The organism is Pedococcus sp. (genome assembly GCF_036554925.1).
GTDB lineage: Bacteria > Actinomycetota > Actinomycetes > Actinomycetales > Dermatophilaceae > Pedococcus_A.
The window spans coordinates 1-11,869 of record NZ_DATBMI010000224.1 but is presented as its reverse complement, the minus strand read 5'-3'; the positions used below and the strand labels follow the sequence as shown (position 1 = coordinate 11,869).

The following is an 11,869-nucleotide window of genomic DNA, read 5'->3' as shown; positions in this document are numbered from 1 at the left end:
TTGGCCTTTGGGTGCGGCAGCGCCTAGCGTTTCGGCCATGTCGTCCCTCGAGCGCTTCTGGGCGGTGATTCCGGCGGGGGGTGCCGGCACCCGCCTCTGGCCGCTGTCCCGCGCCTCCTCCCCGAAGTTCCTGCACGACCTCACCGGCGCGGGCCGCTCGCTGCTGCAGGCCACGATGGACCGCCTCGAGCCGCTCGTCGGCGAGCGGGTCATCGTCGTGACCGGCCAGGCCCACGAGGCTGCGGTGCGCGAGCAGCTCCCCGGTCTGCCCGCGACGCAGCTGCTGGCCGAGCCCTCTCCCCGCGACTCGATGGCCGCGATCGGCCTCGCGGCAGCCCTTCTCGAGAGCCGTGACCCCGACGCGATCCTCGGCTCCTTCGCCGCCGACCACGTCATCGGCGAGCCCGAGGCGTTCCGCGAGTGTGTCCGGGCGGCCGTCGAGGTGGCCGACCAGGGCTACCTCGTGACGATCGGGATCGAGCCCACGCACCCCGCGACCGGCTTCGGCTACATCCGGATGGGCGAGTCGATCGAGGGTGGGCTCGCCCGGGCCGTCGAGCAGTTCGTGGAAAAGCCAGACTCGGCCCGCGCTGCCGAGTACCTCCAGAGCGGCCAGTTCCGTTGGAACGCAGGCATGTTCGTCGTGCGAGCGCGGGTCCTCCTGGACCTGCTGGCGACCTGGCACCCGGAACTCGCGGCCGGGCTGCGCGCCATCGCTGCCGACCCGTCGTCGCTGCCCGAGGTGTGGCCCGGTCTGGAGAAGATCGCGATCGACCACGCGGTGGCGGAGCCGGCCGCGGACGCCGGGCGGGTGGCGGTGGTCCCGGGCAGCTTCGCCTGGGACGACATCGGTGACTTCCACTCGCTGGCGGCCCTGCTCCCCGCCGGAGGGGACGGCGTGCGGGTGCTCGGCGACGAGCGGCTCGTCGAGGCCGTCGACACGACCGGGGTCGTGGTCCCCGCGGCCGGGCGCACCGTCGCCGTGGTCGGGCTCGAGGACGTCGTGGTCGTCGACACCGGTGACGCGCTGCTGGTCACCACGCGGCAGCGCGCCCAGGACGTCAAGGGGATCGTGGACACCCTCAAGGCGACCGACCGCACGCACCTGACCTGACCCTGACGCGGCGGCGGCGGCCTCAGGTCACGTCGCGCCGCTGCAGGAGGGCGGCACCGGCTGCCACGAGGGCCAGGGCCACGGCCAGGAGCCCGACCACCGGGCCCGCCGTGATGGCCTCCGCGGGAGCTCGCGGCGCGTGGGCGAAGGGCGAGAGCCGCATGACCGCCTCGGGCAGCGAGAACAGGTCGCCCAGCTCGCCGAGCAGGAGGAAGACCACCAGCGCCGCCCAGGCCACGGCTCCGAGCCGGCGCGCCAGGCCGAACAGCGCCGCGGCGAGGCCGGCGACCACCCAGACGCCGGGGACCTGGGCCAGTCCCGCGGGGACGAGCCTGCCGAGCGTGCCAGCGATGTCGCCGTTCTGGAGCCCCAGGGTCACGCTGGCGGCGGTCGCCATGACCAGCAGGAGGGCGGCCGACCCGGCCAGCGCGATGACCGTGTGGCTGGCGTACCAGGTGCGCCGTGCGGTGGCGGTCGCCAGCACGACCTCGGCGTGGCCGCTGGTCTCCTCCGAGCTGAGCCGCAGGACCGACGCGATGGCGTAGCCCGAGATGGCCAGCGCCGCGATCGAGAACTCGACGCTGAGGAAGACGTCGAGCAGCGAGCCCGTGCCCCCGAGCTTCTCGAGGAACTCGCGGGTCTGCGGGGTGACCATCTGGTCGACGTTGCTGACGATCGAGCCGAGCACCAGGCCGAGGAACGTGACGGCCGCCAGCCAGCCTGCCAGCATGGACCGCTGCAGCCGCCACGCCAGCCCCCACGGTGTCGACAGGGTGGGGCTGGCCCGCTCAGGTCCCGGCCGCGTCGGGACGATGCCCTCGCCGAGGTCCCGCCGGTCCTGGAAGGCGAAGGCCGCCCCGAGCAGCAGGGGGCTGAGCGCAAGGGGGATCAGCAGCACCCACCACCGGTCGCCGGCATACGGCCGCACCTCGACCGGCCAACCGATGGGGGAGAGCCAGCTGAGCACGCGACCCCAGCCCTCGCCGGAGACGTCGCCCACGCCTCGCAGGGCGTAGGAGGCACCGACGACGGCCGCCACGGTGCCGGCGCAGGCGCGGGCGCTCTGGGTCAGCTGGGCGACCAGGGCGGTGAGGGCGGTGAAGAAGATGCCCACCGCGGCCCAGGCGGCCCCGAAGGCGAGGGAGCTCGAGGCCTGCAGCCCGACCGCGGTGTTGCCGACAGCGGTGAGCAGCGCGGTCACGACGACGGCGACGACCGACACGATGACGCCCGCAGTGAGCGTGGCGCGCTTGCCGAGCAGGCCGGCCGTGACGAGCTCGAGCCGGCCCGTCTCCTCGTCGGTGCGGGTGTGGCGGCGCACGACCGTCATGGCGAGGAAGGCGACGAAGACCGCCCCCATGGTTCCCATCTTCCAGGTGGCGAGACCGCCCAGGCTCGACGGGTCGTGGATGGGGCCGTACATGAAGCGGGCCGCCGGCGCGGCATCGGCCGCCAGGGCCGCGGCCCGGCGCCCGGCGAGGTCGGGGTAGAGGTCGACCGTGGCGGCCACCGAGCTCGCGACGACCGCCGAGAGGATGACCGCCCACAGCGGGATGAGCACCCGGTCGCGGCGCAGGGCGAGGCGGACCATCGTGCCCGTCCCGGTGTACGGCCTCATGGCTGTGCCTTCGCCAGGCGAGCGGGCTCCCGCTCCTCCCGGTAGAGCCTGAGGAAGAGGTCCTCGAGGGACGGTGGCCGGCTCACCAGGGACTGGAGGCCGTGGCGGCCGAGGACGGCCATGGCGCCCGGCAGGCCACTCGGGTCGACGGAGCACCGGACCCTGCCGCCCTCGACGAGGAGGTCCTCGACCCCGGCGGTGGCCGCCAGCTCGCCCGCGATGCCGTCCGGCGTCGAGAGCTGGGCGTCGATCACGGTGTGCGAGAGGTGGCGCATCTCGGAGAGGGCGCCGCTCTGCACCGCCCGGCCCGCACGGATGATGGTCACGTGGTCGCTGAGGTTCTCCACCTCGGAGAGGATGTGGCTCGACAGCAGGACGGTGCGGCCCTCGGCCCGCAGCTCGCGCAGGGTGTCGCGGAAGACCTGGTCCATCAGCGGGTCCAGACCCGCCGTCGGCTCGTCGAGCAGGAGCAGTGGGGCGTCGCTGGCCAGGGCGGCGACGAGCGCCACCTTCTGCCGGTTGCCCTTGGAGTAGGCCCGGCACTTCTTGGTGGGGTCGAGGTCGAACCTCTCCACCAGGCTGGCCCGGCGGCGCTCGTCGAGCCCACCACGGAGCCGGTTGATGAGGTCGATGACCTCACCTCCGCTGAGGTTGGGCCAGAGGGCCACGTCGCCTGGGACGTAGGCGGTCCGCCGGTGCAGCTCCGCGGCGTCAGCCCAGGGATCGGCGCCGAGCACGCGCACCGTGCCGGCGTCGGCCCGCAGCAGGCCGAGGAGGACCCGGAGGGTGGTCGACTTGCCCGCGCCGTTGGGCCCGAGGAAGCCGTGCACCTCGCCCTGCTCGACCGTGAGGTCGAGGCCGTCGAGGGCGATCGTGGCGCCGAACGTCTTGCGGAGACCGCGGGTCTCGATGACGGTGCTCATGCCATTCACGATACACAGTATTCAGAAGAATCTGAATGCTCTAAAGTGGGCGCATGGCGACCCCCGCTGCCGCGGACACCGCGCGCTTCGTCGAGCGCTTCGGCTCCGCCCTGACCGCAGCAGGCTTGCCGCGCCTGCCGGCCCGCGTGTTCGCCTGCCTCCTCGCGGACGAGGACGGACGGATGACCGCTGCCGAGCTCGGCGGGGCGCTCGAGGTGAGCGCGGCCTCGGTGTCCGGTGCGGTGCGGTACCTGCAGCAGGTGCGGATGATCCACCGTGAGCGGGAGCCGGGCAGCCGGCGTGACGTGTACGTCGTCGCGGATGACGCGTGGCACGACACGATGATCAGCGCCGGGCAGGTCTACGGCCCGCTGCGCGCCGTGCTGGCCGAAGGGGTGGCAGCCGTGGGGGGGCGCCGGACCCCGGCGGGGGAGCGGCTCGCCCTGTCCGCGGACTTCCTCGACTTCCTCACCACCGAGCTCGAGGAGGTCGCCCGGCGCTGGGAGAAGCGAAGGGCCCAGCTGGCAGAGCAGCCCGCCGGGTAGCCGCACCTGGGCGGGTGAGGTTGGCCACGGGCCGCATCGCGCTGCACGCCCTCGGGACTAGGCTCCGGCGCATGGCCGACGCACCCTCCTCCCACACCGAGTCGAACCTGCCCCTCAAGCCCGTCTACGACGCGGCAGACCTCGCAGGGTTCGACCCCGACGCCGCCCTCGGTGCGCCCGGCCAGTACCCGTTCACGCGCGGCGTGTACCCCTCGATGTACACGGGGCGGCCCTGGACGATGCGCCAGTACGCCGGGTTCGGCACCGCCAAGGAGTCGAACGAGCGGTACCACGAGCTCGTCGCCAACGGCACCGGCGGGCTCTCGGTCGCGTTCGACCTGCCCACCCAGATGGGCTACGACTCCGACGAGCCGATCGCGCACGGCGAGGTCGGCAAGGTCGGCGTCGCCATCGACTCGGTCGACGACATGCGCACCCTGATGGGCGGGCTGCCCCTCGACGAGGTGTCGACGTCGATGACCATCAACGCCCCTGCCTCGACGCTGCTGCTGATGTACCAGCTCGTCGCGGAGGAGCAGGGTCTCGACGCGAGCAGGCTCGCCGGCACCATCCAGAACGACGTGCTCAAGGAGTACATCGCGCGCGGCACCTACATCTACCCGCCGAAGGAGTCGCTGCGCCTGATCAGCGACATCTTCGCCTACTGCGCCAAGGAGATGCCGCGCTGGAACACCATCTCCATCAGTGGCTACCACATGGCCGAGGCGGGTGCCACGCCCGCGCAGGAGATCGCGTTCACCCTGGCCAACGCCAAGGAGTACGTGCGCGCGGCGATCGCCGCCGGCCTCGACGTCGACGACTTCGCCCCGCGGCTCTCGTTCTTCTTCGTCGCCCGCACCACCCTGCTCGAGGAGGTCGCGAAGTTCCGCGCCGCGCGCCGGATCTGGGCGCGGATCATGAAGGAGGAGTTCGGCGCCCAGAACCCCAAGTCGCAGATGCTGCGCTTCCACACCCAGACGGCAGGGGTGCAGCTCACCGCCCAGCAGCCCGAGGTCAACCTCATCCGCGTCGCGCTCCAGGGTCTCGGCGCGGTGCTCGGCGGCACCCAGTCGCTGCACACCAACTCCTTCGACGAGGCCATCGCGCTCCCGACGGCCAAGGCGGCTCGGCTCGCGCTGCGCACCCAGCAGGTCATCGCGTACGAGACCGACGTGACCAAGACCGTCGACCCGTTCGCCGGCTCCTACGTCGTGGAGTCCATGACCGACGACCTCGAGGCCGCGGCGGTCGCGCTCATCGAGGCCGTCGAGGACCGCGGGGGAGCGGTGGCCGCCATCGAGCAGGGGTTCCAGAAGTCCGAGATCGAGCGCTCCGCCTACCGGATCGCCCTCGAGATCGACCACCGCGAGCGCACGGTGGTCGGCGTCAACCGCTTCGCCCTCGATGAGGAGGAGCCCTACGAGCCGCTGCGCGTCGACCCCCAGATCGAGGTCGACCAGCGCGAGCGGCTCGCCGCGCTCCGGGCCGACCGCGACAACGAGGCCGTCGAGCGTGCCCTGGAGGCGGTGCGCGAGGCTGCGCGGGGCACCGACAACGTGCTCTACCCGATGAAGGAGGCGCTGCGGCTCCGGGCCACCGGCGGCGAGGTCAGCCACGCGCTGCGCGACGTCTGGGGCCTCTACGTCCCCCGCGAGACCTTCTGACGCCCCCCGGCCGGCCCGGCCGGCCTGGCCGGCGGGCCGGTGGTGGGCCGGGCGGCGGTGGGCCGGGCGGTCCGCACCCCGTCCCTTCACCCGAGGGGCGCTCTCGGGTGAAGGGCCCATTTCTCGGGGTACCCGAGTGGCGGCGGCAGGGGGAGGCGGCGGTGCGCCGGTACAGTTCATCCCTGAGATGACTGTTAACCCCCTGCTGTTCACCCTCGGCGACAGCGTCGACGCGATCGCGGCCGAGCTGGTCGAGCTCCGCCGCGACCTGCACGCCCATCCCGAGCTCTCCCGCGAGGAGACCCGCACCACCATGGTGGTCAGCCAGCGCCTCGCAGCCGCGGGGATCGCGGTGCGGCCACTGCCCGGCACCGGCCTGATCGCCGACCTCGGCGCCGAGCAGCCTGCCTACCGGGTGGCGCTGCGGGCCGACCTCGACGCCCTGCCCGTGCGGGAGCGCACCAGCCTCGACTGGGCCTCGACGAACTACGGCGTGTGCCACGCCTGCGGTCACGACGTGCACGTCGCGGCGGTCCTGGGCGCGGGCCTGGCCCTGCGCGCGCACGAGGACGAGCTGCGCGAGCGGGGGATCGCGGTCCGGCTCCTCTTCCAGCCGGCTGAGGAGATCATCCCCGGCGGCGCCGTCGACGTCCTCGAGCACGGCGGGCTCGACGGCGTCGACGCGGCCTTCGCGATCCACTGCGACCCCAGCCTCGACGTGGGCCGCGTGGGGCTGCGCGAGGGTGCCATCACCGCCGCCGCCGACCGGGTCACCGTGCACCTGAGCGGCCGCGGCGGCCACACCTCGAGGCCGCACCTCACCGAGGACCTCACCTTCGCGCTCGCCAAGGTCATCACGGAGGTCCCTGCCGTGCTGTCCCGGCGCCTAGACCCCCGCTCCGGCCTGGCACTGGTCTGGGGCGAGGTGCACGCGGGCATGGCCAGCAACGTCATCCCGTCCTCCGGCGTCATCGCCGGCACGCTGCGCATGCTCGACCACGAGGCGTGGAGGACCGTGGGGCCGCTCCTCGAGGAGACCATCGCGGCCATCGTGGCGCCGTATGCCGTGTCCGCCCGCCTCGAGCACGTCCCCGGCGTGCCGCCGGTGGTGAACCACGCCGATGCGATCGAGGTGCTGCGCCTCGCCGCCGCCGGAGGGGGGCTGGACCCGGTCCCGACGCAGCAGTCCCTCGGCGGCGAGGACTTCGCGTGGTACGTCGCCAGCGTTCCCGGGGCGATGGCCCGGCTCGGGACACGCACCCCGGGCGGACGCACCTATGACCTGCACCAGGGCGACCTCGTCGTCGACGAGGGAGCCGTCACGGCCGGCGCGAAGCTGCTCGCAGGAGCAGTGGTGGCCGACGTCATCAAGGCCGAGACGCCGGGAAGTCCGACTGTCGCGGATTCGTAACAGTTGCGGTGTCCTCGCTGAAGGCGTCCAGGTCTCACACCGTGGACGGCTATTGTCAACCGGAGCGGCGCGGTCTGCGCCCCATCAAGCACAGAACAGGAGACAGCCTTGCGTCACACGATGAAGGTTGCGGCGGTGATGTCGGCGGCAGCGCTGGCGCTCGCCGCATGTGGTGACTCTGGCTCGACGGACACCAGTGGCGACGGCGCCACGACGTCGGGCGGCGAGAAGGTCAAGGTCGGCATGGCCTACGACGTGGGTGGCCGTGGTGACCAGTCGTTCAACGACGCCGCCGCCGCTGGCCTCGACAAGGCCAAGGCCGAGCTCGGCGTGGAGGCCAAGGAGGCCACCGCGGTCGACAAGGAGCCCGAGTCGGCCCGCGAGGAGCGCCTCCAGCAGCTCATCGACGCCGGCTACACCTCGATCATCGCCGTCGGCTTCGCCTACGCGCCGTCCGTGGCCAAGGTGTCCAAGGCCAACCCGGACGTGCACTTCGCGCTGGTGGACTCCACCGACGCCAAGGCCGACAACATCACCAACCTGACCTTCGCCGAGCACGAGGGCTCCTTCCTCGTCGGCGCTGCTGCGGCGCTGAAGTCGCAGAAGAAGCACGTCGGCTTCGTCGGGGGTGTCGGTGTCGACCTGATCAAGAAGTTCGAGGCGGGCTACAAGGCGGGCGTCCAGGCCGTCAACAAGGACATCAAGATCGACGTCACCTACCTGACCCAGCCGCCGGACTTCTCCGGCTTCGGCGACCCGGCCAAGGGCAAGACCGCGGCCGAGGGCATGTACCAGGGTGGCGCCGACGTCGTCTACCACGCCGCTGGTGGCTCCGGCGGTGGCGTCTTCACCGCGGCCAAGGCCGCTGGTGGCATGGCCATCGGTGTCGACTCCGACCAGGCCCTCACCGCCGCCCCGGAGGTCAAGGACGTCATCATCACCTCGATGATCAAGAAGGTCGACGTCGCGGTGTACGACTTCATCAAGGCCGAGTCCGAGGGCGCGTTCAAGGCCGGCGAGCAGGTCTTCGACCTCAAGGCGGGCGGCGTCGACTACTCGACGACCGGCGGCAAGATCGACGACATCAAGGCCAAGCTCGACGACTACAAGCAGCAGATCATCGACGGGAAGATCACCGTTCCCTCGAAGCCCTGACCTGGGGTTGACGACACGGCCCGGGTGGCGCGGTAGCGTGCCACCCGGGCCGTGTCGTTCCCCGACGACGGGCCCGCGGCTGCCCCGACCGCCGCTGACAGCACGAGTACCACCGCCCGCGACGATGCGGGCCAACACCAGGAGTGTGTGCCATCACTGCCTCCGCACCGCAAGCCCCCCCAGCGGCCGGAACGGACCTCGCCGTTGAGCTCGAGGGCATCACCAAGCGCTTCCCCGGCGTCGTGGCCAACAAGGACATCGCGTTCTCGGTGCGCCGTGGCACTGTCCACGCCATCGTGGGTGAGAACGGCGCCGGGAAGTCGACGCTGATGAAGATCCTGTACGGGGTCCAGCGGCCCGACGAGGGGACCATCAAGGTCAACGGGCAGGTGGTCCACCTGCACTCACCCTCCGACGCCATCGAGGCCGGCATCGGCATGGTGTTCCAGCACTTCATGCTTGCCGACAACCTCACCGTCCTCGAGAACGTCGTCCTCGGGGCGGAGAAGCTCCACGGCATCGGCGACGAAGCCCGCGCCGAGATCCGCCGGATCTCCGACGACTACGGCCTCGACATCGAGCCCGACGAGCTGGTCGCGGACCTCGGCGTGGGGCAGCGCCAGCGCGTCGAGATCCTCAAGGTCCTCTACCGCGGCGCCAAGACCCTCATCCTCGACGAGCCCACCGCCGTGCTGGTGCCGCAGGAGGTCGACGAGCTCTTCGACAACCTCCGCGAGCTCAAGAAGGAGGGCCTGACGGTCCTGTTCATCTCGCACAAGCTCGACGAGGTGCTCAGCGTCGCCGACCGCATCACCGTGATCCGCCGCGGCACGACCATCGACACGGTCGACCCGGACAGCGTCGACGCCCGCCAGCTCGCCGAGCTCATGGTCGGCTCGGAGCTCCCCTCGCCGAGCACCGAGGAGTCCACGGTCACCGACCGCCCGGTGCTCCGGGTCGAGGACCTCACCCTGCAGGGCATGACCGGGCGACCGGTGCTCGACAACATCTCGTTCACGATCCACGCCGGCGAGGTGCTCGGCATCGCCGGCGTCGAGGGCAACGGCCAGGCCGAGCTCGTCGAGGTCATCATGGGGATGCGCGAGCCCACCTCCGGGCTGGTCTTCCTCGGTGACACCGACATCTCCGACTGGGGCACCCGCGAGATCCGCGAGGCCGGCGTCGGCTACATCCCCGAGGACCGGCACCGCCACGCCCTCCTCCTGGAGGCGCCGCTCTGGGAGAACCGCATCCTCGGGCACCAGACGGAGGACCCCAACGTCCGGGGCCAGCTCATCAACGCCGCTGGGGCCAAGGCCGACACCGAGCGCATCGTCAAGGAGTACGACGTGCGCACGCCCTCGATCTACGTGACCTCCGGATCGCTCTCGGGCGGCAACCAGCAGAAGCTCATCGTCGGCCGCGAGATGAGCCACGACCCGAAGGTGCTGGTCGCAGCCCACCCGACACGCGGCGTCGACGTCGGCGCCCAGGCAGGTATCTGGGACCTCATGCGTGAGGCTCGGCGCGAGGGCCTCGCGGTGCTGCTGATCTCCGCCGACCTCGAGGAGCTCATCGGCCTCTCGGACACGATCCGCGTGATCCTGCGCGGCCAGCTGACCGGCGAGTTCGACCCCGACCAGGTCACCTCCGAGGACCTCGGTGCCGCCATGACCGGCGCGGGGGAGCGGGCCGACAAGGCCAGTGGCGACGCGCCCGCGGGCGCTGCCGGTGGGGAGCCGACCACGCGGCATACCGACAGTCACGACGAGGGAGCACCGCGATGAACGCCTTCAGCCCGAGGCGGCTGGTGCTCACGCTGGCCGGTCCGGTCCTCGCCCTGCTCGTGGCCTTCGTGGTCACCTCCCTCGTGCTCATCGCGGTCGGCGACCCCGTGGGCGATGTGTGGAGCACGCTCCTGTCGAGGCCGCTGCCGCGCCAGATGGTCAACATCGTCAACGCCGCCAGCGTCTTCTACATCTCGGCCATCGCCGTCGCCGTCGGGTTCCGGATGAACCTGTTCAACATCGGCGTCGACGGCCAGTACCGCGTGGCGGTGTTCGCCGCCGCCGTGTTCGCCGGCCAGGCGTGGCTGCCGGGCATCCTCAACGTCATCGTCGCCATCCTCATCGCCATCCTCTGTGGAGGCCTGTGGGCGGGGATCGCGGCCTGGCTGAAGGTCAAGCGAGGCGTCTCCGAGGTCATCTCGACCATCATGCTCAACGCCATCGCCACCGGCCTCGTCAGCTTCCTGCTCGGCAAGGTGCGCGACACCAGCGGCTCCGGCAGCAACGTCACCAACACCAAGGAGATCCCGGACTCCTCCAAGCTCGAGGGGCTCGCGCTGGTGCCCGGCGCCGCCAACAAGGTCTACACCCTGATCCTGCTGGCCGCGCTCGTCGGCTTCCTCTACTGGTTCGTGCTCGGCAAGACGCGGTTCGGCTTCGACCTGCGCGCCACCGGCATGTCGGAGACGGCCGCGGTCGCCAGCGGCGTGAAGGTCCCGCGGATGGTCATGAACGCCATGCTGATCTCCGGCGGCATCGCCGGCCTGGTCGGCATGCCGCTGCTGTTCGGCCAGGACTACGCCTACGGCACGACCTTCCAGGCGGGCCTCGGCTTCTCGGGCATCGCGATCGCCCTGCTCGGCCGCAACAACGCGGTCGGCATCGCCTTCGCGGCGCTGCTGTGGGCCTACCTCGAGCAGCAGTCCAACGGCCTGCAGATCAGGGCGGACGTCTCGCCCGAGCTCGTCAACATCATCCAGGGCGTCATCCTGTTCGCCGTCGTCATCGCCTACGAGCTGATCCGCCGGGCGGACATCCGGCTCGAGCAGGCCCGCGTGGCACGCGAGCTCGCCAAGCAACGGGATACCGCCACCATCGAGGAAGGAGCGCGGGCATGAGCGCCGCCGGCCTGTCCGTGGGCACGACCGCGACCACCACCCCGCCGCCCCCGACGAAGCGCCGCCGGCTCAGCCCCGCCATGCTGTCCCTGGGGTTCGCCGGAGTCGTCCTGGTCATCTCCGTCCTGAGCGTCGTCACCGGTGCCGAGGACATCGCCTCGTCCGGCGCCATCGCCGCGGCCATCGGCCTGGCGGTCCCGATCGGCCTGGCCGGTCTGGGCGGCCTGTGGTCGGAGCGGGCCGGCGTGGTCAACATCGGCCTCGAGGGCATGATGATCCTCGGCACCTGGGGCGCGGCCTTCTGCGCCGTCGAGTGGGGGCCGTGGGCCGGCATCGTCGGCGCCATCGTCGGAGGCGTCGTCGGCGGTGCGATCCACGCGGTCGCCACCGTGGTCTTCGGCGTCGACCACATCGTCTCCGGTGTCGCGCTCAACATCATCGGCGCCGGCCTGGCGAAGTACCTCGCAGCCCGGTTCTTCACCGGTATGCCCGGCGGTGGCCCGACCCAGTCGCCGCCGCTGCCGGAGCTGCCCA

The 11,869-nt window shown here is 71.6% G+C and carries 10 protein-coding genes; 8 read left to right on the top strand and 2 right to left on the bottom strand.

Annotated elements, in window-relative coordinates:
• The first annotated feature begins 37 nt into the window (after positions 1–37).
• Positions 38–1,114, top strand: coding sequence for a mannose-1-phosphate guanylyltransferase (locus VIB11_RS16700; protein ID WP_332057199.1), 1,077 nt, complete (start codon positions 38–40; stop codon positions 1,112–1,114).
• A gap of 22 nt (positions 1,115–1,136) precedes the next feature.
• Here the strand turns inward: VIB11_RS16700 and VIB11_RS16695 are convergent, their stop codons facing one another.
• Complete coding sequence (locus VIB11_RS16695) at positions 1,137–2,732, bottom strand: hypothetical protein (RefSeq protein WP_332057198.1); 1,596 nt, start codon at positions 2,730–2,732, stop codon at positions 1,137–1,139.
• Positions 2,729–3,655 carry an ABC transporter ATP-binding protein gene (locus VIB11_RS16690; RefSeq protein WP_332057197.1) on the bottom strand — a complete coding sequence of 309 codons (927 nt, stop codon included), beginning with the start codon at positions 3,653–3,655 and terminating at the stop codon, positions 2,729–2,731. The genes VIB11_RS16695 and VIB11_RS16690 overlap by 4 nt, the downstream gene beginning before the upstream one ends.
• 53 nt (positions 3,656–3,708) lie before the next feature.
• Here VIB11_RS16690 and VIB11_RS16685 point away from each other — a divergent pair, with 53 nt between their 5' ends.
• From VIB11_RS16685 to VIB11_RS16655, 7 genes are all read left to right on the top strand, one after another.
• On the top strand, positions 3,709–4,200 hold the full coding sequence (locus VIB11_RS16685) for a GbsR/MarR family transcriptional regulator (protein WP_332057196.1): 492 nt from the start codon (positions 3,709–3,711) through the stop codon (positions 4,198–4,200).
• A 71-nt stretch (positions 4,201–4,271) separates the two neighbouring features.
• Positions 4,272–5,864, top strand: coding sequence for an acyl-CoA mutase large subunit family protein (locus tag VIB11_RS16680; protein ID WP_332057195.1), 1,593 nt, complete (start codon positions 4,272–4,274; stop codon positions 5,862–5,864).
• 187 nt (positions 5,865–6,051) lie between these two features.
• A complete protein-coding gene (locus tag VIB11_RS16675; RefSeq protein ID WP_332057194.1) occupies positions 6,052–7,275 on the top strand; it encodes an amidohydrolase in 1,224 nt (407 codons plus the stop codon).
• A 120-nt stretch (positions 7,276–7,395) separates the two neighbouring features.
• A complete protein-coding gene (locus tag VIB11_RS16670) occupies positions 7,396–8,430 on the top strand; it encodes a BMP family ABC transporter substrate-binding protein (RefSeq protein WP_332057193.1) in 1,035 nt (344 codons plus the stop codon).
• 242 nt (positions 8,431–8,672) lie between these two features.
• On the top strand, positions 8,673–10,217 hold the full coding sequence (locus VIB11_RS16665; RefSeq protein ID WP_414695880.1) for an ABC transporter ATP-binding protein: 1,545 nt from the start codon (positions 8,673–8,675) through the stop codon (positions 10,215–10,217).
• Complete coding sequence (locus VIB11_RS16660) at positions 10,214–11,335, top strand: ABC transporter permease (protein WP_332057191.1); 1,122 nt, start codon at positions 10,214–10,216, stop codon at positions 11,333–11,335. Before VIB11_RS16665 ends, VIB11_RS16660 begins: the two co-directional genes overlap by 4 nt.
• Positions 11,332–11,869 (top strand): ABC transporter permease subunit (locus tag VIB11_RS16655; RefSeq protein WP_414695878.1); only part of this gene is annotated, 538 nt, incomplete at its 3' end. The genes VIB11_RS16660 and VIB11_RS16655, both read left to right, overlap by 4 nt.

Coding starts and splice junctions, on each gene's coding strand:
- VIB11_RS16700 (WP_332057199.1), top strand. CDS start 38: ATGTCGTCCCTCGAGCGCTTCTGGGCGGTGATTCCGGCGGGGGGTGCC.
- VIB11_RS16695 (WP_332057198.1), bottom strand. CDS start 2,732: ATGAGGCCGTACACCGGGACGGGCACGATGGTCCGCCTCGCCCTGCGC.
- VIB11_RS16690 (WP_332057197.1), bottom strand. CDS start 3,655: ATGAGCACCGTCATCGAGACCCGCGGTCTCCGCAAGACGTTCGGCGCC.
- VIB11_RS16685 (WP_332057196.1), top strand. CDS start 3,709: ATGGCGACCCCCGCTGCCGCGGACACCGCGCGCTTCGTCGAGCGCTTC.
- VIB11_RS16680 (WP_332057195.1), top strand. CDS start 4,272: ATGGCCGACGCACCCTCCTCCCACACCGAGTCGAACCTGCCCCTCAAG.
- VIB11_RS16675 (WP_332057194.1), top strand. CDS start 6,052: ATGACTGTTAACCCCCTGCTGTTCACCCTCGGCGACAGCGTCGACGCG.
- VIB11_RS16670 (WP_332057193.1), top strand. CDS start 7,396: ATGAAGGTTGCGGCGGTGATGTCGGCGGCAGCGCTGGCGCTCGCCGCA.
- VIB11_RS16660 (WP_332057191.1), top strand. CDS start 10,214: ATGAACGCCTTCAGCCCGAGGCGGCTGGTGCTCACGCTGGCCGGTCCG.